Origin of the sequence: Flavobacterium arcticum (assembly GCF_003344925.1) — a bacterium.
In the GTDB taxonomy this organism is placed as follows: Bacteria; Bacteroidota; Bacteroidia; order Flavobacteriales; family Flavobacteriaceae; genus Flavobacterium; species Flavobacterium arcticum.
Genome location: NZ_CP031188.1, coordinates 2,080,557 through 2,102,705 on the forward strand (window position 1 = coordinate 2,080,557; position 22,149 = coordinate 2,102,705).

Genomic DNA, 22,149 nt, shown 5'->3' on the forward strand with positions numbered 1-22,149 from the left:
ATAAAAAAATATATTTTTGCAGCTCTTAATAAATTAATTATGAGAAAGATATTACTATTAGCCTTATTTACTGCTTTTACATTTGTAAGTTATTCGCAAACAGTGGCAAATCAGCCACCAGATATGTTTGGCTGCTATGAGTTTGACAGCTTTGATCTAACTGCAGATGAAAATATTGTTTTAGGTGAACAAAGTCCTGACGATTATTCGGTTGCTTATTTTGAATCTGAAACCGATGCTATTAGTCAGACTAATTCAATAGTTTATCCTCAAATCTATATGCCTAGTCAAACAGTAGAAATTTTTGTAAGGGTAACCGATATGAGTACGATTGATAATTCTTATGCTATCACTTCATTTAGTGTAATAATTTATCAACCAGTAACTATTCCTGAAAACTTAAATATGATATATTATGAGAATAATACTGATAGTTTTCATACGTTTCTACTTAATGACTTTACACCACAAATATTACCCGGAGTAGAAAATTTTGATGATTATACAGTAAAGTTTTACTTTTCAGAAGAATTCTTTAATCAAGATCTTGCACTTCCTAATCAATATACAAATATAAGTTCTCCCCAAACAATTTATGTTGAGGTAGAGGATAACATGACGGGTTGTATTAGTACTGCAGAGATAACTTTAATTGTTCAGGAGAATACATATGATGATATAAGAGGAACAATTACTTATGATGTAGATAATAATGGTTGCGATGAAAACGATGCAGCAGCAGCAGGTGTTTTGGTTAGCTATACAAGTAATAATGATGTTTACTATACTTATACTAATGCTAGTGGTGATTATACTTTTTATAATGTACCGAATGATGAAGGTGTGATAGAGCTACCAATTTCTAATACTATAGATTATACAACACTACCAAATAATTATACTATAACAACTTTTGAAGAGTTTGCAGATAATGATTTTTGCCTTGCAATACCAAATACTGTTAATGATGTATCGGTTACTCTTATACCTTATGGTAATGCCGCGCCAGGGTTTGAAGCATCTTATAAACTAATCATACAAAATTTAGGAAGCTATACTACAAATGGTACATTAACTGTTACATTTGATGATACAAAACTTGATTTTGCTTCGGCAAGTCCTGAAATGACGCAAACAGATAATACACTTAGTTTTTCTTTCAGCGATGTTCAGCCTTTTCAAGCGCAAACAGCAACTATTCATTTTGATGTCATGACACCATCAACAGTTAACGTAGGGGATATCCTTAACTTTACTGCATCTTTAGTGGGTAGTGATGATAATCCTGATAATAATATTTCATTACTTAATCAAACAGTTGTAAACTCTTTTGACCCTAATGATATAACAGTACGCGAAGGAGCATCTATTACTTTGGAGCAGGCAGAAGGTTATTTACATTATATGGTTCGTTTCCAGAACGAAGGTACAGCCAATGCACAAACAGTACGTATAGAAACACAGCTTGATGCTAATCTTGACTGGGATACCTTTATGCCAATAAGTGCAAGTCATAATTATGAAATAGTAAGAGATGACCAAGGAGTTGTAGAATTTATATTCAATGAAATAGATCTTCCTTATACAGATGCTGATGAAGCAGGCAGCCAAGGTTACATAATATATAAAATAAAACCAGTAGCAACTATTGCGTTAGGCGATGTAATGGAAGCATCGGCAGGTATTTATTTTGACTTTAACGAGGCAGTACTTACCAACACTGCTACTACTACAGTAGAAGCTACAGCAAGTAGTGTTGACTTTACTGCAAATGAATTTGTACTATACCCTAATCCAGCATCAGACAATATAACATTAAAAATGCAAAACCTAAATGGTGAAGCTATTGTTACTGTAACTAATATATTAGGAAAAACAGTACTTAGTGCTATAGTGTCTAGTAATGAATCAAACCTTGATATCTCGATGTTAAATAGCGGAATGTATTTTGTTACATTTCAAGCAGAAGGAAAATCAATTACTAAAAAAGTTGTTATAAAATAAATCGTAGTTTTTAATTTTTATCTAAGCCTCCGCAAATGTGGAGGCTTTTTTAAGCTCTATAAATATAAAAGAGCCGCATATTGCGGCTCTTTTAGTTTGTATTATTTCTTTTCGTCTTTAGGTTTATTCATTTTTTTATACAGTGGTATAAAGTAAGAAACAGTATAGTTAAAACCTACACCAAAACTACCTTCGTAAGTACGGTTAAAACCAGGAATATAGAGGTTGTCAAAATTCTCAGGTTTTTTATCTGTTATTAAACTCTTTAGTCTTACACTAAAACCAAGATATAAATTGTCAAAAAGCTCTGCTTTTATACCGCCAATGACTTCTACCCAATGTGCACTTAGTCCGCTGTACTCTCTGTTAGCGTCAACAGTTACAGCATCAAGGTATCTTATATCACTGTCATTTATGAGTCTATTATCATAGATAGTGTAAGAGTTAAGGTTTTGGCTAAAAGAAGCAAAGCCATAACGCATTCCAACAAATACCATGTTTTCCATATCTAGCCAGTTTTCATAAGCATTGTAATCAAACCCAACCTTAAAATAACTTCCTTTTGTAGTAAAATTAAGTTGTCTATCATCTAAGGTATAATCTTCATTACCCAGTTCGCCCGCTACATATATTTTTTTAGTTAACCTATAGTCAGCTACTAACTCTAGTCCTCTATAATCATCAGTATAAAAACCTTTACTAAGTTTATTTAAATCAATACCTACCCTTATACCATAGCGTTCTGCTTTGGCGGGAGGAGCTATAGTATCTTTAGCTGTTTGTGAATAAGCCGATAGCGATATCACTACAGCACAAAGGCTAGAAATAAAGTTTAACATGCGCCGATTGTTCATCTTCTATATTATTTCTAGTTATAACTACATCTTTTATCCACAGGTTGTCATTCGGTATCGTATCGGTAAATACAGCATTCAGATTTTCGGGAGTACTTTCGTTAAGGTAAAAAAACGATTTATAGCCACAGGCACGCGAAACATATATTTCATTATGCGTGTATTTAAATTCAATATAGTCAGTATTATAATTCTTTGTACCGCCAGATCCTGTAGTAACCAATGTAAAGCCCCATTTTACGACTTCGGCATCAGTACGAAGTGGGACTACAATACTATCTGTAGTACCTGCTATAACTTTATTAATAACTTCATCATCCATAAAGTACTGAATGTAACCTGATTTTTTTTCGGTTTGGTTATCTTCATTATACATGGTAATGATGAGGTTTGGCGTGGTAACAGTACCATCGGCACATATATCATCTTTTTCGCAACTCCAAAAGCAGCATATTGTAAAAGTTATAAATAGTAACGAAACTAATATTTTTTTCATAGCAATAAAGACTATTTTTATTTATCGTTTTTCCAAAAGTACAACATTTTCTACATGATGTGTTTGCGGAAACATATCTACGGGTCTCACGCGGGTAACTTTATACTTCTCATCCATCAAAGCAAGGTCTCGTGCTTGTGTAGCCGAGTTACAACTTACATATACCACTTTGTCAGGAGCTATGTTTAGTATTTGTTGCACCACATCTTTGTGCATACCATCGCGCGGAGGATCAGTAATAATAACGTCAGGTTTTCCATGTGTGGCTATAAACTCTTCGTTAAAGACTACCTTCATGTCACCTACAAAAAACTCACAATTGGTAATGTTATTGCGTTTTGCATTTTCTTTAGCATCGGCAATCGCTTCGGGCACAGCCTCTACACCAATTACTTTACCTGCTTGTTTAGATACAAACTGAGCTATAGTACCTGTACCTGTATATAGATCATATACTAGTTCGTTTCCTGTAAGACCTGCAAACTCACGTGTTATTTTGTATAACTCATAGGCTTGGTCAGAGTTGGTTTGGTAAAACGATTTAGCATTAATGCTAAAATGAAGTCCTTCCATTTCCTCTAATATATACTCACGACCTTTATAAAGGGTTATATCTTGGTCATATATTGTGTCGTTAGCTTTTTGGTTTACCACATATTGTAACGATGTTATTTCGGGGAAACGTTCTGCTAAATGATCTAATAGTAATTCGCGTTTTTGTTTATCATCATCAAAAAACTGTATTAATACCATTATTTCACCTGTAGATGCTGTACGTAGCATTAACGTGCGTAATAACCCTGAATGTTCTCTAGGATTAAAAAACGCAAGATTATGCTTATTAGCAAAATCTCTTACTTCGTTACGAATAGCATTACTTGGGTCTTCTTGTAAGCTACAATGGGTAATGTCAAGTATTTTATCCCACATACGCGGTATATGAAAACCTAGTGCATTACTATTTTCTATTTCTTCATCACTTTGTATCTCTTCCTCAGTCATCCATCGACTATTAGAGAAAGAGAATTCCATTTTATTTCGGTAAAAAAACTGCTTTTCGCTACCTAATATCGATTCAAATTCGGGTAATTCTATTTTACCAATGCGTTTTAGGTTGTTATAAACCTCTTGATTTTTGTAAAATAATTGGCGGTCATACTTCATATTCTGCCATTTACAACCACCACAAGAACCAAAATGCGAACATACAGGAGTTGTCCTGTGTTCAGAAAATTCATGAATTTTGGTAGCTTTACCCTCATAATAGGCTTTACGCTTTTTAAAAGTTTGTACATCTACCACGTCGCCAGGCACAACATTAGGTATAAATATTACTTTACCATCGGGCGCTTTAGCTACCGAAACACCTTTAGCTCCTGCATCTAGCACAGCTACATTTTCGAAAACAATCTTTTCTGTTCTTTTTCTTCCCATTTGGCAAAAATAAACTATTGCTCATTAAATTTAAATAAATTTGCAGGGAATACTTAAAAACAATTATTATGCCTGTATATCTTGCTCTTTTTCGCGGTATTAATGTAAGCGGACACAATATTATTAAAATGGAACATTTACGGAAGCTAATGGAAGCTAACGGCTATATAAATGTAGAAACGTATATACAGAGTGGTAATGTGGTTTTTGAAACCGATGAAACCGATAAGGCGAAAGTAGCATATAATATACAGTTACTCTTGTATAAAGAATATGGTTATGATGTTGTGATATTTATATATGATGAAACTGATTTGATTAAAGCTATTGATAACAATCCTTATACAGATAGAGTACCCGAGCCATCAGGGCCTAAAAAATACTTTGTAGTATTTCTTTCAGAAGAGCCTTCGGTTGCAGGTATAGATCAAGTAAAGAAATATAACCGTAGTGATGATGTTTTTAAAGTAGTAGATAGCGTAATGTATTTAAAGTTGGCACAGAGTGCTGCCGACTCTAAACTAACGAGCACTTTTATTGAAAACAAAACTAAACTAAAAGCGACTACCCGTAACTGGAATACTACATTAAAAATGCTAGAGATGCTACAAGCTCGTAAAGCTTAAAGTTGATGTGCTTTTTGTTAAAGTTGATTTAATTGCCATTATGTTTTATACTTAAATAGCTAACTTTAAATAAATTAAACATTAACAAAAAACATATAACATGAAAAGACACGCTACAGCCGTTTGGGAAGGTTCTCTTAAAGAAGGTGAAGGAAGACTTACAACCGAGAGTCATGTATTAAATGATACACAATACTCGTTTAAAACTCGTTTTGAAAATGGCAACGGTACTAACCCCGAAGAACTTATTGCAGCGGCTCACTCAGGATGCTTTACTATGCAACTTACAGCTTACCTTAACGAAGCTGGATATACCGCAGATTCTATTGAAACAAAATGCGATATTGATTTTCAAGATGGTACTGTTGTAGCTTCATACCTTTCTGTAGTTGCAAAGGTTGATGATATTAATACTGCAGCTTTTCAGCAACTGGTACAAAAGGCAGAGAAAAATTGCCCTATATCTAGATTGCTTAATACCAAAATATCATCGGACGCGACATTGATACAAAACTAAATTTGTACTATAAACAAAAAAAGCTCTAGATTACTAGAGCTTTTTTTGTTTACTGTCATTACAACTAAAATAGTAAATTTGGAAAAACTATTTGTACATGAACCGCTTTGATAGAATAACGGCAATACTAATACAACTGCAATCTAGAAAAGTTGTAAAAGCACAGGATATTGCCGATAGGTTTGATATAAGTCTACGTACCGTATATCGTGACATCCGAACGCTAGAAGAAGCTGGAATACCACTGTATGGCGAAGCAGGAGTAGGCTACTCGCTAGTAGATGGCTACAGGCTACCTCCTGTAATGTTTACTCCCGAAGAAGCTATCGCTTTTGTTACTGCCGAAAAGCTTATGGAGAAGTTTAGTGATACGGCATTACAAAATAATTTTGCATCGGCACTGTATAAGGTTAAAGCTGTTTTACGAAATACTGAAAAACAACTTTTAGAAAATCTTGATGGTCATATAGAGGTAAATGATAGAAAGCATAATAATAAATTACCCATAAATACTCTAGATGTATTACTAAAAGCAATAGCAGATAAAAAAGCAGTACAAATGGAGTATAGGGCAGTGGGTCGCAATGATGATAGTAACAGACTTATAGAGCCAATAGGTATTTTTCATGAAAATGAAAATTGGTACACCATTGCTTATTGCCACTTGCGCGAAAGTTATCGACAGTTTAGAATAGATAGGGTAAAAAATATAGCATTAACACAACAAGACCAACAAGAGCGCACTTCTTTAAAAGAATATAGAGAAAAAGAGCAGGTATATTGTAATCAGGAGGTACAAAAAGTTGTGCTAAGGGTAGACAAAAAAATTGTACCTTATATACAAAATCAGCGACATTATTATGGGTTTGTTTCAGAGGAAATATACGATGATTATGTAGAGATGGTTTTCTTAACACACCATATACATGAAGGGTTACCACGTTGGATAATAATGTTTGCTGATTCTGCAGAGATAATAGAGCCACAGTCACTTAAAGATCGAATAATAGAATTATTAGAAAAAATTTCAAAAAAAATGAAGCTGTCAAAATCCTACTGACATAGGGCTGTCACTAAGTGTTGTTTTCTTTGTGTCATCAAACAATAAAAACGACATTATAATGAAATTAATTGATTTATTACTGGAAGAGTTAAACCAAGAAGCTGCTATAACTCGCAAATTTTTAGAACGTATTCCCGAAGATAAATATAATTGGCAACCACACCCTAAAAATATGCCTATGAAAGTACTTGCTACTCATATAGCCGAATTACCAGGATGGGTGAATACTGCTGTTACAACAGATGGACTAGATTTTTCAGCTACGCCCTATGAGCCTAAAGATGTAAAAAGTACAGGAGAATTAATTGCTTTTTTTGAAGAAAACCTAAATAGTGCTAAGGAAGCCCTTGCAGGGTTTGATAGTAAAGGGTTTACTAAAGAGTGGATACTTAGTCAGGGAGACCAAATACTTAATAGGTATACAAAATATAGTGTAATAAGAATGACTTATTCGCAAGTTGTGCATCATCGTGCTCAGCTTGGAGTATATTTTAGGCTGCTTGATATAGCTGTTCCGGCAAGTTACGGACCAAGTGCCGACGATATGGGCTCTTAATTAGTATAAAAAGTAAATAAAAAACTCACTCTATATCAGAGTGAGTTTTTTGTTTTTGCATTTAATTCAAAATAAACATAAAATAATTTTATTTTTATTAATTTGCATCAGTAAATAAGGATGATTTCTCTCCTGTAAAGAAGGAATTGCTGTTTTAAGAAAATAAAAAAATAAGATTAAAATGTCAGTTTTAGAAAAATTAAGTTCGGCAGATGCCATCGCGTTAGAAGATAAATATGGAGCACATAATTACCATCCACTACCAGTAGTACTTAGTAAAGGAGAGGGAGTATATGTATGGGATGTAGAAGGTAAAAAATATTATGATTTTCTTTCAGCATACTCTGCTGTAAACCAAGGGCACTGTCACCCTAAAATTGTAGGTGCTATGATGCAGCAAGCACAAACGCTAACACTTACTTCGAGAGCTTTTTATAATGATCAGTTAGGTAAATATGAAGAATTTGTGACTAACTACTTTGGCTTTGATAAGGTATTACCTATGAATACAGGAGCTGAAGCAGTAGAAACAGCGATAAAAATATGTCGTAAATGGGCTTATGAAAAGAAAGGTATTCATGAAAAAGCTGCAAAAATAGTAGTTTGCGAAAATAATTTCCACGGTAGAACAACTACCATTATATCTTTTTCTAACGACGAGAATGCCAGAAAAAATTTCGGACCTTATACCGAAGGGTTTATCATGATACCTTATGATGATGTTGAGGCACTTGAAGAAGTATTGAAAAATGAAAAAGATATTGCAGGTTTTCTTGTAGAGCCTATACAGGGCGAAGCAGGTGTATATGTACCATCTGAAGGGTATCTTACAAAGACTAAGGCATTGTGCGAAAAACATAATGTACTTTTTATAGCCGACGAGGTACAAACGGGTATAGCAAGAACAGGACAACTATTAGCTGTAAACCATGAAAATGTACAGCCAGATATACTAATATTAGGTAAAGCAATATCTGGAGGAGCATACCCAGTGTCGGCAGTATTAGCAAACGACCATATTATGAATGTTATACAACCAGGTCAGCATGGTTCTACCTTTGGTGGTAATCCTGTTGCAGCAGTGGTGGCTATAGCGGCACTAGAGGTTGTTACTGATGAAAAACTTGCAGAAAATGCCGAGACATTAGGACAACTTTTTAGAAGTAAATTAAGCGAGTATATTGCAGGGAGTACTATTGCAACACTTGTAAGAGGTAAAGGACTGCTTAATGCAGTACTTATTAACGATACAGAAGATAGCTCTACAGCTTGGGATATTTGTATGAAACTAAAAGAAAATGGACTATTAGCAAAACCAACACATGGTAACATCATTCGTTTTGCACCACCATTAGTAATGAACGAAGAGCAGTTATTAGACTGTGTAAGTATTATTACCAAGACGTTGCAAGAATTCGAAAAATAAAAAACAATCAATTTATAACCTTTTACTTTATGGAACAGGATTCATCTTTTGACTCATTTGAATTACAATTACCAAATGAGGCTAAAAGTTTTTTAAAAACCTCGGCAGGATGGGCTTTATTTTTAGCTATTATTGGTTCTATAGTAATCCTATTTTCCTTTTTTGCATCATTGGCATTAATATTGGCAGGTAGTACAATGGATTCTACACCTGGGAGTTTAGGAGCAATGGGCATAATGTCAAGTGCTACATTAGGGCTCTTTTCGCTTTTATTTACGATAACAATGTTTTTCCCAATTTTATATTTATATAAGTTTTCTTCGTCAACACGAAGTGCACTTAGTAATAACAATATTGATGGGATTACAAAAGCATTTAGTGATCTTAAGGGATATTTTTTATGGTCTGGTATATTTACAATTTTTTCGATTGTTAGTTACTTAACATTTATTATATATATAGTTTCGGCCGCATCACGATTATCAGGAATGTAATTCTATTTCTATAAATAAAAATCTAAATCCCGCTTAGGCGGGATTTTTTATTGGTCAATATTTTAGTAGCTTTGGCTTTTAATACTAAGGTTATGAAAACAATATATATTATACTTATGTTTGGGGCTGCTTTTCTTGCTTTATATGAGCAGTCTAAACCGCAAGAAGAAACAAATGTAGTTGTAATGATTGCTGCTATAGCTGCTTTTATGGTAGGACTCATGCGCCTTATGGCAAAAGTTCCGAGTAAAAATAACCGAGACAAAGAGGAAGAAGATGTTTAATATAGGTGACAATGTAACGGTACTTGATGATGCCATTAACGGAAGAGTAAAAGGTTTTAAAAATAACATGGTTATTATTGAAACTGAAGACGGTTTTGATTTAGAATTTGAGGCAAGAGAACTTGTAAGGACCACCGATAATGAGGCACTTAAAGGACTGTTTGGTTCTCAAAGTATACAAGCAGTACTTAAAGAAAAGGAACTGCCTAAAAAACGTAGTTTTGTAAAAGAAAAAAAATCTAAAAAAGAAGATTTTGTTCTTGAAGTAGATTTACATATAGAGAAGTTAGTACCTAACAAAAGAGGGATGTCTAACTATGATATTCTTACATTACAGTCTGATACTGCTAAACGCCAACTTGAATTTGCCATTAAAAACAGAATGCAAAAAGTTGTATTTATTCATGGAGTAGGAGAGGGAGTGCTAAAAGCCGAGCTTGATTTTTTATTAGGCAGGTATGATGGTATTACATTTAAAGATGCTGATTATCAGAAATATGGCTTAGGTGCTACAGAGGTTTATATAAAACAAAACCCTAATAGATAAAAATAAGATACATTAAAAAGAAAGGGCAGCCAATTGGCTGCCCTTTCTTTTATTTAATGCTTTACTTTATTCTTCATCTGTTACATAAGTACCTAATAAAAAACCTCCATTTTCTTCGGCATCATCTGCATTTTCTACACTTAATACTTCATAAATTGTAAATGTTTCACCACTTGTTATATCGGTACGGGTAAACTCAACATCTTTTAGTCGTATTTCATGACGGAATTCACCAGGAGTTACATCACTTTCAGCAGTAACTATAATACATGTGCCTGATGACGCTCTCCAGCGTTGGTTAATGTCGATAGTAGTATCTAAGTCACATACTAATAAGCTGTTTGCAGTACCGCTATATACTTTAAATAATAGCTCATAATCTTCTTCTTCTGCCGAAAATTCAATAACAGGTAATGTACCTACTTCATTAACAAATGTGTCAGCAGGAAAATTGAGTATTAATACATCATTTCCACTTGTTTTATATACTCTATCATTTGCAGTATCATCGCAACCTATTACAACAGGAGCTTCTTCATCACCATAACTGAAACTAAAACCAATAACACGGTTAATAGCCCCAAAATAATTATTAACGATTCGAATATCTTCGCCACTATTACTATATGTAATTTCTTTTAATGTAATATAATGATTGTAACCTACAAGTTTTCCATTATTAAAATCCTTTTCAGTTTCTATAAGTATAGTACCATCACCTGTCCACTCTTCTATAACATTAGGCGATGTAGCAGGAAGACCACTTGTGTTACAAATGTTATCACTACCTACATCTCCGTTATAATTTCGGTAGGTTATTTTGTTAGTACCATCTGTACTAATAGTTACTTCTCTAGGTGTTCTCTCTTCATTATCGTCAAATTCACTTTCTATATTATAAAGCTCAGAAGGGCTTATTTCTAGGATAAGTACTTCTGTGCCATTTATTTTATAATATAAATTATTCTCTTCGCACGTTGTTGATACTGTAGTGATACTAGAGAAGTTAAAACTTTTAAAACTTATATCTCCATCGTCACAGCCTAAAGCCAGTATTATTACGGCTGTAAGAGCCAATATTTTTTTCATAGCTATTAAATTTTAAACAAAAATAAGGTTTTTAACCACTTCTCGAAATGTTTTATTACTGCTTTACTTCAAAATGTATTTATAATAACTTTTTAAGTAATTTTGTCATAATGAAAAAAGCATATCTCGATAACGCCTCTACTACAGCACTACGCCCCGAAGTAATAACCGAAATTACCCATATACTTTCTGAGCAGTATGGTAATCCGTCATCTACACATAGCTTTGGGAGGAGTGCAAAAGTAGTACTAGAAACTAGCCGCAAAACGATTGCCTCTTTACTTAACGCAGAAGCCCGCGAAATTATTTTTACATCGGGTGGTACAGAAGCTGATAATTGGATTATTCGCAGTGTTGTAAAAGATCTTAATGTAAAACGTATTATTACTGCCAAGACAGAACATCATGCTGTGTTATATGCAGCACAGGCTGTTGCTACAGAATATAATGTGAAAATAGATTATGTAAACTTATTACCTGACGGGAAACCAGATACTAGCCATTTAAAAGTTTTATTGGCAGAGGATACACCTACTTTAGTAAGTCTAATGCATGTTAATAATGAAACAGGTACAGTTATAGATTTACATGAAATAGGGACTATTTGCAGAGGAAATAAAGCTTTATTTCATTCGGATACTGTACAGTCTGTAGGGAAAGAGGTTATAGACCTTACTAGTCTCCCTATTGATTTTATAGTAGCAAGTGCACATAAGTTTCACGGGCCAAAAGGAATTGGTTTTGCCTATGTACGAAAAAATAGTGGGCTAAAAGCTATGATTTATGGCGGTGAACAGGAAAAAGGTATGCGTGCGGGAACTGAGGCTATACATCAAATAGCAGGTATGACAAAAGCCCTTGAAATATCATATAAAAACTTAGAAAAAGATAAAGCTCATGTCATTAACCTGCGTAATTATTTATTACAGCAATTAGCATTGGTTTTTCCGGAATTTAAGTTAAATGGTAGTATTGATGAGGGTTATAATAACCCTTCTACCTTTTATACTATAGTAAATGTAATGTTTCCCTTGCCCGAAGAAAAAACAGCCATGATATTATTTCATTTCGATATGCATGGTGTTGCTGTTTCACGAGGTAGTGCTTGCCAGTCTGGTAGTATAAAACCATCGCATGTATTGCAAGAGCTGTTGAGTGAAGAGGAGCTTAAAAAGCCTTCTTTACGCATTTCACTAAGTCATTATAATACTATAGAGGATATAGATTTGTTTATAAAAGTGCTAAAAGCAGTATAAATATTAACTAAAAAAGCAACCCTATCAGGTTGCTTTTTAGACTAGACAGATAGTTATTAATTACTTTTTTCTCTTCCGCCAGATTGGCGTTCTACCATCCATTGCGGATATTCTTTTTGTAAAGCACTCACGAGATCAATTTGTTCTAACTGTTCTGTATTAAGTGTAATTTCTGTCGATTTTATATTATCGATAAGCTGATTACTATTTTTAGCACCTATTATAGTACTAGTTATAGCTTGTTGTTGTCTTACCCATGCTAACGCTATTTGTGCAGGTGTTGCGTTATGTGTCTTACCTATTTGGGTAATAACATCTATGATATCAAAAGTTTTCTCTTTATTAATAGGAGGAAAGTCAAAATTAGCACGACGCCCTTTTGATGCTTCATCATTCCGCGTATATTTTCCTGAAAGAAACCCTCCAGCTAAAGGACTCCATGGCATTATTGCTAAGTCTTGATCTTCGGCAAGCGGAACAATTTCTCGCTCTATATCTCTTCCTGCTAATGAGTAAAAGTATTGCAGCCCAATGAATTTGTTCCAACCATTTTTATCGGCTATTCCTTGCGCTTTCATTACCATCCATGCAGGCCAGTTGCACACTGCTACATAGCGTACTTTACCAGTTAGTACAATGTCGTTAAGCGTACGCATTATTTCTTCAACAGGAGTTTTATAATCTACACCATGTAGATAAAGTATATCAATATGATTCATTTGTAAACGTTGAAGACTTTCATCTACTGAATTGAATATATGGTAGCGAGAAAGTCCTTGGCTATTTGGGCTCTGATTCATAGTACCGCGAACCTTAGTAGCTATTACTAGCTCGTTACGATTAAGTCCTACTTCTTTTATAGATTGTCCTAATAGTCTTTCAGATTCGCCAAAGGAATATACATTGGCGGTATCAATAAAGTTAATGCCAGAGTCTACTACTGTTTTTATTAGTTGGTTTACTTCTGCTTGTTCTGTACCTGCTATTGCTTGCCAATAGCCTTCATTGCTACCAAAGGTCATTGTACCAAAGCATAGTTCAGATACTAAAAGTCCTGTTTGCCCTAAAAAATTGTATTTCATGATGTTTGATGATTTTATTTATTACAAAATTAGGTATAAAGCAACCATTAGCTTTTGTATTATTCAAACGTAAAATTACAAAATTCAAACAAGTAGTCTATTCTAAATACTTTGTAAAACTAGGATCCATCAGGCTAGTGAATCCGTTTTTTATAGTTCCGTCGGCATTAAGAATAATAGTTCGGTTTAGTTTCGTTATAACCCATTTATCTTTAAGAGCTTGAAAGCTTATAGCACGAAGCTGTTTAGAACCATTAAATTTACTTTTAGAAATTACTTTCTTCCATTCAGGATCTTCATCTATGTTTACAGCTATAAAATTAACATTGGGATATTGTTTTTTTAATTTTAAAACTTTTTTATTAATCATTTTTAGATGTGTTTGCGCACAAGTTGTCCAAAAGTATATTACAGTTTCTTTATCTATTTCTTTTGTTAAATCAAACACATTATTATTTATATCAACGAGCGTAATCTCTGGCAGTCTATTACCTGTCTTAAGGTCTTCTATAGCTTTAGCTATTTTCATTATTTCATTACTTTCACTATCATCTGTAGATAATGCTAAGTAATGTTTTAAAAGCTTAGTGTTATTACATATATTTTGATCCTCTAATAGATAAGAAAAAGCAATATTGTTAAGTACATCGTTTTTTATATTTTCATTAGTAAATATAGAATCGACTAGAGTTAATTTTATAATATTTTCTTTAAGTGATTTTTCTTCAAAGCTACTATTTTTAGACACCCTCGTAGCAGCCATATTGCTAAGCATTGCATTTAGGTATCGTAAAAAAGGTGAAAAAGAGATTAGTTTCGGGTTGTTAAAATCAATTTCTTTTCTGTAATCATAATAATCTTTAGGTAGTGTAGCGCTTATCTCTTTACCTATTCTATGGTTATATAGGTATGGGTAATATTCTTTTTTAGTATATTGGCTAAACTGTAATCGAGCTTTTGCATATAAGTCAAAATCGTCACTCCACGCAATTTCTTCTTTATTCTTTTTATAAAATGCTTCACGTTTTTTGTAAGATGAGTCTATAGCCTTTATAAAATCGCTATATTCCTCTTCATATATTCTATAGCTTTTATTTCTGTCTTCATCATTTAATAAGTATAACTCCATTAAAAAGTTATTCTTTTTTTCACCACGACCACTAAAAACAATAGACTGATCAAAATTATCTGAATTAACAGATACCATAAGACTGTCATTTTTATCAAAATAGACGTACTGGTACTCAGGCTCATGTCTAAAACTATAAAGCCCTGGTGTAAGTGAATCATACTTTATAAAAAAACGATTGTTTACATCTAAAGGTATAGTATCTAAAACGTTATTGTCTTTACTAAAAATTATATATGGAGTTCTTGGGTTAATGATTTCGCCACCAAAATAGGCTGTATAATTACAGCTTTCTTTATTACAAGAAGCAAGGACAAATAATAGCGATAAGGAAAATAAGTTTTTAATTGTATACGACATTGGGTAATTATTCTGCAATCACAAAAATATTTTTTTAATCCCTTAACACTTGTTAAAGTACAGTTAAAATAAGCTTATTAGGTATAATATATTGGTGGAAGCATAATAGTGTTCTATTTTTTATACTTTTGCAAAAAAATAATAAGCATGCTTTCAGTTTCAAACTTATCTGTACAATTTGGTAAACGAATATTATTTGACGAAGTAAACACTACCTTCACACAAGGTAATTGCTACGGAATAATAGGTGCCAATGGCGCAGGAAAATCTACTTTTCTTAAAATACTTGCAGGAGATATAGACCCTACATCCGGTCATGTAAATCTAGAGCCAGGTAAAAGAATGTCTGTACTTAACCAGAATCACAATATGTTTGACGAATATACAGTGCTGGAAACAGTAATGATGGGTAATAAAACCCTGTATGACGTTAAAAAAGAGATGGATGAACTGTATATGAACCCTGATTTTTCGGATAAAGATGCAGAAAGAGTAGGGGAGTTACAGGTAGTTTTTGAAGAAATGAATGGTTGGAATGCAGATTCTGATGCAGCTACAATGTTATCTAGTCTTGGTATAGGTGAAGAGTTTCACTACACAACTATGGAAGATATGGATAGCAAGCTAAAAGTACGTGTGCTGTTAGCGCAAGCGCTTTTTGGTACTCCAGATGTATTGATAATGGATGAGCCTACCAATGACTTGGATTTTGAAACTATAGCTTGGTTAGAAAACTTCCTTGCTAATTATGACAATACTGTAATAGTAGTATCACACGACCGTCACTTTTTAGATGCAGTATGTACTCATATATCTGATATTGATTTTGGTAAAATGAACCAATATTCAGGTAACTATACTTTTTGGTATGAATCAAGTCAGTTAGCAGCAAGACAAAGAGCACAGCAGAATAAAAAATCTGAAGATAAGAAAAAAGAGCTTCAAGAGTTTATTATGCGATTTAGTGCCAACGTTGCAAAATCAAAACAAGCAACCAGTCGTAAAAAAATGATTGAGAAGCTTAAAATAGATGATATAAAGCCATCGAGCCGTAGGTATCCTGCTATTATATTTGAACAAGAACGCGAAGCAGGTGACCAGATACTTAATGTAACAAATCTTAGTGCCTCTATAGATGGCGAACTCCTTTTTAAAGGTGTTGACCTTAATATGGCAAAAGGCGATAAAGTAGTCGTTTTCTCTAAAGATTCGCGTGCTACAACAGCTTTTTATGAAATATTGAACAATAATATGAAAGCTGATACAGGTGAGTTTGATTGGGGTATTACTACCACACAATCATATTTACCAGCAGATAATCATGAATTTTTTGAAAACGACCTTACTCTTGTAGATTGGTTACGTCAATGGGCTACTACAGAAGAAGAACGTGACGAAGTTTACGTACGCGGTTTTCTTGGTAAAATGATATTTAGTGGCGAAGAGGCACTAAAAACAGGTAGAGTACTATCTGGAGGAGAAAAAGTGCGATGTATGCTATCGCGCATGATGATGATGCGTGCTAATGTATTAATGCTTGATGAACCAACTAATCACCTTGACCTAGAAAGTATTACTGCTTTTAACAACTCATTAAAGAATTTTAAAGGTTCGGTGCTGTTTACAACACATGACCACGAATTTGCACAAACAGTTGCTAACAGAGTATTAGAAATTACTCCAAACGGCGTTATAGATCGCTATATGACGTTTGACGATTATCTTGATGATGAAAAAGTAAAAGAATTAAGAAAGAAAATGTACACAATTAAATAAAAAAATCCCGTAGTTATTGACTACGGGATTTTTCGGTTTAAAAACCAATAATTTTGCTTGTTTTTTGTTTATGAATATGCTTGAAACACCATGGGATTATATTCCGGCAAAAAGAAAAGATAGTATAGTTGTTAGTATTATTAATGAGATGGAGATTGCACAAGGTAGCCCCATAGTAGGTGACCTGAAAATAAACAATACTTTAGTTAATCAAAATTGTAAGTTTGGAGGTCCAATAATAATAAATAATGAATTTGTGTATTGTACTGTTTTTTTTAGGGGTGGTTTTTTAAAATCTTCGGGTTTTAAGATTGCCAAAATTAACATACTTTCACTAGATTTCTTTTTTATTGGCGATAAAGAGTTTTTAATTTGGATTCAAAAAGTTGAAAATAATCAGATTTTATTTCGCAAAAGCCTTTATGGAAATCCCGAAGATGTATACTTTGTAAATAATTTTTAAATGGTAAAAGAGGATAGCTGTGTTTCTATATAATATATTTTTGAATTTATTATTTCATGTTTTCTACAATTTTATTTTTTCCTTACTTTTATAATTAAACTAATCATGCGCTTATGACAGATAAAGATTACTTGAGCAAACTTAGGATGCCAACTAAGGAAAATCCTCTTAGAATATTATCTAGTGCTTGTTTATTAGGACAATTTTGTGGAGCAGATGGTTCTAGCTATGGAGAATATCCAAGCGTTCTAAAATTAGTTAGTTACGAGAATATAAGATTAATACCGTTTTGTCCTGAAGATTTTGTTTTTGGTACACCTAGAGAAACACCTGATATAGAAGGTGGAAATGGTCATGATGTACTTGATGGTAAAGCAAAGGTAATTACCCAAACAGGAAAAGATATAACTCACGAAATGATAACAGCATCATTAAAAATGCTCGAAATTGCTCAGAAAAATGATGTTGAATTAGCCATATTAATGGATGTTAGCGGAGCTTGTGGAAGTCAGGTGATTTATAACGGTTCAAGATTTTCTGAAAATTCAGTTTATCAAATTGGTATGGGAGTCTGTGCTGCTCAATTGGATAGAAATGGATTTAAAATAATCAGCCAAAGAGATTACGAGTCTATAGAAATTCTTTATTCTAAAATTGATAAAAATCACATTGTGCAAAATGATGTAAAAGATCATGATAAACACGAATGGTATCTTGACTATTTTAAGATTACATAAGGTAATCTAAATAATAAAAATTCCCACCTTACACCATTTTAAAAAAGTCATTAATCAACTCACATCTGTTAGTCAGTCATAAGAAGTATAATAGTAAATAGTCTTAGTCTTATATATTTTATTTCGCGTTCTATTTTTTGTTTTAGTTTAGTAAAAGCTCTACTAAGTTAAAAATAAACTAATTGTATAATTATTAGTACATTGATATAAAGTTTAAAACAATAATTTATAAGGTGTAGTTTTAAAGCATTTAAAATTTTGCTACTTTTACAAATCAAACACAATACCGCATTATGAGCCAGAAAATATTGCTTACTTCTCTTGAAGTCAATATCATCTTACACCGTTTGGCATGCCAATTAATAGAAAATCATCTCGATTTTAAAGATACTATTTTAATAGGGCTACAACCTAGAGGTCGTTTTTTAGCCGAACGTATAAAAGAGTTATTGGAGCAGGAATATAATATAAAAGATGTATCGCTTGGCTTTTTAGATATTACCTTTTTTAGAGACGATTTTCGTAGGTCAGATAGACCGTTAGAGGCAAATAAAACCCAAATAGACTTTTTAGTAGAAAATAAAAAAGTAGTATTTATAGACGATGTGCTTTATACAGGGCGCAGTATACGCTCAGCACTTACAGCAATACAGTCGTTTGGACGACCATCGGCAATAGAGTTACTGGTACTTATAGACCGTCGTTTTAGCCGACACCTACCTATACAACCTGACTACAGGGGCAGGCAGGTAGATGCTATTAACAACGAGAAAGTAAAAGTTACCTGGAAAGAAAATGAAGGAGAAGATAGTGTTTATTTAATTTAAGGTATTCAGACAGCAACACAACTAAAACAATGAAAGAATTAAGCGTTAATAACCTGTTAGGCATAAAATATATCACAAAAAGCGATATAGAACTCATTTTTGAGACAGCCGACCAGTTTAAAGAAGTAATTAACCGCCCTATAAAAAAAGTACCATCATTACGAGATATTACTATAGCCAATATATTTTTTGAGAACAGTACCCGTACCAAACTTTCGTTTGAGTTGGCACAAAAAAGGTTATCTGCCGATGTTATTAGTTTTTCGGCGGCACAATCGTCAGTTAAAAAGGGCGAAACACTTATAGATACGGTAAACAATATCCTGTCTATGAAAGTAGATATGGTAGTAATGCGTCATGAGCGCCCCGGTGCAGCTCATTTTCTTTCTAAAAATGTAAATGCGGCTATAATTAATGCAGGAGATGGGGCGCATGAGCACCCTACACAGGCATTATTAGACTCTTATACCATTCGTGAACGTTTGGGCGATGTAGGCGGTAAAAAAGTAGTAATAGTAGGCGATATACTGCATTCGCGTGTAGCACTGTCTAATATTTTTGCGTTACAACTGCAAGGTGCAGAAGTAAAGGTATGCGGACCAAAAACATTAATGCCGAAATATATAGAATCGTTAGGGGTAACCGTAGAGCCTAATTTACGAAAGGCTTTAGAATGGTGTGATGTTGCTAATATGCTACGAGTACAAAATGAACGACTGGATGTGAATTATTTTCCCTCAACAAGAGAGTACAGTCAACAATATGGTGTAGATAAAGCACTATTAGACTCTCTAGATAAAGAGATTGTGGTAATGCACCCAGGACCTATAAACAGGGGAGTGGAGATAACTAGTGATGTTGCCGACTCACAACAGTCAGTAATACTAGAGCAAGTAGAAAATGGTGTAGCTGTACGTATGGCTGTTACCTACTTACTGGCATCTAAAATAAAATAAGTAATTTTTATAAAATAGTATACCGTTAAAAAACAGTAAAACACTATTTTAGCATTAATAATTACACAAATAATGAAAGTAGAAGAAAAAGGACATACTATAACTATTAAAGATACTCAGGGAGATATTGCCACTTTTTTAGAAAAAGTAACCTCTGGCTATGTAGGTTTTAAAGAGCATAATATTATTATAGACCTTACTCAATATAATACGCTTACCCTGCAAGAGGTAGTATCTTTTCTTTCACTATCTAACAAGCATCGCGAAGCTAAAAAATCATTTGTTATAGTAGTAAATGATTTCGATTTTAACGAAGCTCCTGATGAAATGGTTATTGTACCTACATTACTAGAAGCGCACGATATGATAGAAATGGAAGAGATAGAGCGCGATCTTGGGTTTTAATTAATTGCCATTTACTTTTTTGGTATACTGGCATAAAGAAAAAGAATGAATTTAACCATATTAGGCTGCTATGCAGCAACTCCTAGGTCTATGACCAACCCTACCGCACAAGTATTAGAAATAAAAAATAGAATGTTTCTTATTGATTGTGGAGAGGGAACACAAGTGCAATTACGCAAAAACAAGCTACGATTCTCTAAAATAAACCATATATTCATATCGCACCTTCACGGAGATCATTTTTATGGGCTTATAGGTTTAGTATCTACTTTCTCGCTTCTAAATAGGAATAACGATCTCCATATATATGGACCAAAAGGTATAAAAGAAGTTACATTGTTACAATTAAAACTATCTAATTCTTATACAGGCTATAATCTCTATTTTCATGAGTTAGAGTCTAAAGAATCAGAAGTAGTATTTGAAGATGATAAAGTTATCGTTACTACCATACCGCTTGTGCATAGAGTATATACAAACGGTTATCTTTTTACAGAAAAACCTGATGACAGAAAACTAAATGTAGATGTCGCAAAAGACTATGGTATAGAAACCTGCTACTATCAAAAAATTAAGTCAGGTAATGATATTACGCTAGATGATGGCAGGGTAATACCTAATGCAGAACTCACATTTGACCCTCCTGAACCAAAAAGCTATGCTTTTTGTTCAGACACGGTGTATAATGAGGCTATATTGCCCATTATTAAAGATGTAGATGTATTATATCACGAAAGTACATTTCTGGAGTCAGAAGCGCATTTATGCGAGCGCACCATGCATACTACAGCAAAGCAGGCAGCAACTATAGCAAAGCAAGCTAATGCTGGTAAACTTATATTAGGACACTTCTCTACACGTTATGGTAATATAGAAATTTTTAAAGAAGAAGCCTCTACCATTTTTGAAAATGTAGAGCTTGCCGATGACGGAAAAGTATTTGAATTATAATCGTTTTTTTTGGTGTAAATACATTTTTAAATTATCAGAAAAAGAAGTAACTTTAAACGTACTACTGTCTTATAAATTCAACAAAATTTTAATACCTAAGCATCCATAAAATGAAAGACCTTAGTGATTACAGAAAATCGTATGAAAAAAGTGAACTTATAGAAAAAGGTTTACCAGAAGATCCTATAACGCTTTTTAGAAACTGGTTTGCTGAAGCAGAAGCCTATGAAGGTGCTACCGAGGTTAATGCTATGACAGTCTCTACAATTGGTCTTGATGGTTACCCTAAAGCTAGGGTGGTACTATTAAAACAGTTTACATATGAAGGCTTTATATTCTATACTAATTATGCTTCTGAAAAGGGAAAGGCAATAGCCGAAAACCCTAATGTTTGCCTGTCATTTTTTTGGCACGAGCAAGAGCGTCAAGTAATAATAAAAGGCAAAGCCGAGAAGATAGCTCCGAACCTATCAGATGGCTATTTTGAAAGCCGACCTATCGGTAGTAGACTTGGTGCAGTAGTATCGCCACAAAGTGAAGTAATACCTTCGCGTACTTATCTTGAAGAAAAATTGATAGCATTAGAAAAAGAAAATGAGCATAAAGAGGTACTTCGTCCTGAATATTGGGGAGGTTATATTGTAAAACCTATTTCGGTAGAATTTTGGCAAGGTAGAGCTAACAGGTTGCATGATAGGCTACGTTATAGTATACAAGAAGATTTTGCATGGCAGGTAGAAAGGCTAGCTCCTTAAAACTTTAATATCAAATTAACGGTTTGTAATGTTATTTGTATTAATTTTTTTAGGATATTTAA

Annotated in this window: 24 protein-coding genes; 18 read left to right on the plus strand and 6 right to left on the minus strand. The window is 33.5% G+C overall.

Features of this window, described 5'->3' with window-relative positions; genetic code table 11:
* Nucleotides 1-39 precede the first annotated feature (39 nt).
* Nucleotides 40-2,004: a DUF7619 domain-containing protein gene (locus DVK85_RS09310; RefSeq protein WP_114678177.1), complete on the plus strand. Its 1,965-nt coding sequence runs from the start codon at nt 40-42 to the stop codon at nt 2,002-2,004.
* A 101-nt stretch (nt 2,005-2,105) separates the two neighbouring features.
* On the opposite strand, the gene DVK85_RS09315 is transcribed toward DVK85_RS09310, so the two are convergent.
* Genes DVK85_RS09315 through rlmD form a run of 3 tightly spaced genes read right to left on the minus strand, consistent with a single transcriptional unit; the run spans nt 2,106 to nt 4,788 of the window.
* Nucleotides 2,106-2,843, minus strand: coding sequence for a DUF6048 family protein (locus DVK85_RS09315; protein ID WP_114678178.1), 738 nt, complete (start codon nt 2,841-2,843; stop codon nt 2,106-2,108).
* Nucleotides 2,824-3,354, minus strand: a complete 531-nt coding sequence (locus tag DVK85_RS09320; protein WP_114678179.1) for a DUF6452 family protein — start codon at nt 3,352-3,354, stop codon at nt 2,824-2,826. The genes DVK85_RS09315 and DVK85_RS09320 overlap by 20 nt, the downstream gene beginning before the upstream one ends.
* 21 nt (nt 3,355-3,375) lie before the next feature.
* Nucleotides 3,376-4,788 carry a 23S rRNA (uracil(1939)-C(5))-methyltransferase RlmD gene (gene rlmD / locus DVK85_RS09325; RefSeq protein ID WP_114678180.1) on the minus strand — a complete coding sequence of 471 codons (1,413 nt, stop codon included), beginning with the start codon at nt 4,786-4,788 and terminating at the stop codon, nt 3,376-3,378.
* A 68-nt stretch (nt 4,789-4,856) separates the two neighbouring features.
* Here rlmD and DVK85_RS09330 point away from each other — a divergent pair, with 68 nt between their 5' ends.
* The 8 genes from DVK85_RS09330 (at nt 4,857) to DVK85_RS09365 (ending at nt 10,301) form a co-directional block, all read left to right on the plus strand.
* The gene (locus DVK85_RS09330) at nt 4,857-5,414 is read left to right on the plus strand and encodes a DUF1697 domain-containing protein (protein ID WP_114678181.1); all 558 of its coding nucleotides are present in this window, start codon (nt 4,857-4,859) and stop codon (nt 5,412-5,414) included.
* 100 nt (nt 5,415-5,514) lie between these two features.
* A complete protein-coding gene (locus tag DVK85_RS09335; protein WP_114678182.1) occupies nt 5,515-5,931 on the plus strand; it encodes an OsmC family protein in 417 nt (138 codons plus the stop codon).
* A gap of 97 nt (nt 5,932-6,028) precedes the next feature.
* Entirely contained in the window at nt 6,029-6,991 is a 963-nt protein-coding gene (locus tag DVK85_RS09340; protein ID WP_114678183.1) for a helix-turn-helix transcriptional regulator, read from the plus strand.
* A gap of 61 nt (nt 6,992-7,052) precedes the next feature.
* Nucleotides 7,053-7,550, plus strand: a complete 498-nt coding sequence (locus tag DVK85_RS09345) for a DinB family protein (protein ID WP_114678184.1) — start codon at nt 7,053-7,055, stop codon at nt 7,548-7,550.
* Nucleotides 7,551-7,731: 181 nt separating this feature from the next.
* Complete coding sequence (gene rocD, locus DVK85_RS09350; protein ID WP_114678185.1) at nt 7,732-8,976, plus strand: ornithine--oxo-acid transaminase; 1,245 nt, start codon at nt 7,732-7,734, stop codon at nt 8,974-8,976.
* Nucleotides 8,977-9,005: 29 nt separating this feature from the next.
* Nucleotides 9,006-9,470 (plus strand): hypothetical protein, encoded by a 465-nt coding sequence (locus DVK85_RS09355; protein WP_114678186.1) that lies wholly within the window; start codon nt 9,006-9,008, stop codon nt 9,468-9,470.
* A 92-nt stretch (nt 9,471-9,562) separates the two neighbouring features.
* The gene (locus DVK85_RS09360) at nt 9,563-9,754 is read left to right on the plus strand and encodes a hypothetical protein (protein WP_114679029.1); all 192 of its coding nucleotides are present in this window, start codon (nt 9,563-9,565) and stop codon (nt 9,752-9,754) included.
* On the plus strand, nt 9,747-10,301 hold the full coding sequence (locus tag DVK85_RS09365; RefSeq protein ID WP_114678187.1) for a Smr/MutS family protein: 555 nt from the start codon (nt 9,747-9,749) through the stop codon (nt 10,299-10,301). The genes DVK85_RS09360 and DVK85_RS09365 overlap by 8 nt, the downstream gene beginning before the upstream one ends.
* Nucleotides 10,302-10,367: 66 nt before the next feature.
* On the opposite strand, the gene DVK85_RS09370 is transcribed toward DVK85_RS09365, so the two are convergent.
* The gene (locus DVK85_RS09370) at nt 10,368-11,390 is read right to left on the minus strand and encodes a hypothetical protein (RefSeq protein ID WP_114678188.1); all 1,023 of its coding nucleotides are present in this window, start codon (nt 11,388-11,390) and stop codon (nt 10,368-10,370) included.
* 110 nt (nt 11,391-11,500) lie between these two features.
* On the opposite strand from DVK85_RS09370, the gene DVK85_RS09375 reads away from it, so the two are divergent.
* The gene (locus tag DVK85_RS09375) at nt 11,501-12,646 is read left to right on the plus strand and encodes a cysteine desulfurase family protein (RefSeq protein ID WP_114678189.1); all 1,146 of its coding nucleotides are present in this window, start codon (nt 11,501-11,503) and stop codon (nt 12,644-12,646) included.
* A 56-nt stretch (nt 12,647-12,702) separates the two neighbouring features.
* Here DVK85_RS09375 and DVK85_RS09380 read toward each other — a convergent pair whose 3' ends face one another.
* Together DVK85_RS09380 and DVK85_RS09385 are read right to left on the minus strand one after the other, a co-directional pair.
* Complete coding sequence (locus tag DVK85_RS09380) at nt 12,703-13,728, minus strand: aldo/keto reductase (RefSeq protein WP_114678190.1); 1,026 nt, start codon at nt 13,726-13,728, stop codon at nt 12,703-12,705.
* 97 nt (nt 13,729-13,825) lie between these two features.
* Nucleotides 13,826-15,217, minus strand: coding sequence for a TlpA family protein disulfide reductase (locus DVK85_RS09385; RefSeq protein WP_114678191.1), 1,392 nt, complete (start codon nt 15,215-15,217; stop codon nt 13,826-13,828).
* 147 nt (nt 15,218-15,364) lie between these two features.
* On the opposite strand from DVK85_RS09385, the gene DVK85_RS09390 reads away from it, so the two are divergent.
* From DVK85_RS09390 to pdxH, 8 genes are all read left to right on the plus strand, one after another.
* Nucleotides 15,365-16,993: an ABC-F family ATP-binding cassette domain-containing protein gene (locus DVK85_RS09390; protein WP_114678192.1), complete on the plus strand. Its 1,629-nt coding sequence runs from the start codon at nt 15,365-15,367 to the stop codon at nt 16,991-16,993.
* A gap of 70 nt (nt 16,994-17,063) precedes the next feature.
* Complete coding sequence (locus DVK85_RS09395) at nt 17,064-17,456, plus strand: hypothetical protein (protein ID WP_114678193.1); 393 nt, start codon at nt 17,064-17,066, stop codon at nt 17,454-17,456.
* A gap of 113 nt (nt 17,457-17,569) precedes the next feature.
* A complete protein-coding gene (locus tag DVK85_RS09400; protein ID WP_114678194.1) occupies nt 17,570-18,193 on the plus strand; it encodes a DUF523 domain-containing protein in 624 nt (207 codons plus the stop codon).
* A gap of 293 nt (nt 18,194-18,486) precedes the next feature.
* Nucleotides 18,487-19,020 (plus strand): bifunctional pyr operon transcriptional regulator/uracil phosphoribosyltransferase PyrR, encoded by a 534-nt coding sequence (gene pyrR / locus DVK85_RS09405; protein WP_114678195.1) that lies wholly within the window; start codon nt 18,487-18,489, stop codon nt 19,018-19,020.
* Between the two features lie 29 nt (nt 19,021-19,049).
* Complete coding sequence (locus tag DVK85_RS09410; protein WP_114678196.1) at nt 19,050-19,976, plus strand: aspartate carbamoyltransferase catalytic subunit; 927 nt, start codon at nt 19,050-19,052, stop codon at nt 19,974-19,976.
* Between the two features lie 72 nt (nt 19,977-20,048).
* Nucleotides 20,049-20,381, plus strand: coding sequence for a ribonuclease Z (locus DVK85_RS09415; protein WP_114678197.1), 333 nt, complete (start codon nt 20,049-20,051; stop codon nt 20,379-20,381).
* A 45-nt stretch (nt 20,382-20,426) separates the two neighbouring features.
* The gene (locus DVK85_RS09420) at nt 20,427-21,332 is read left to right on the plus strand and encodes a ribonuclease Z (protein ID WP_114678198.1); all 906 of its coding nucleotides are present in this window, start codon (nt 20,427-20,429) and stop codon (nt 21,330-21,332) included.
* Nucleotides 21,333-21,442: 110 nt separating this feature from the next.
* Nucleotides 21,443-22,087, plus strand: coding sequence for a pyridoxamine 5'-phosphate oxidase (gene pdxH / locus DVK85_RS09425; protein WP_114678199.1), 645 nt, complete (start codon nt 21,443-21,445; stop codon nt 22,085-22,087).
* Nucleotides 22,088-22,149: the final 62 nt, after the last annotated feature.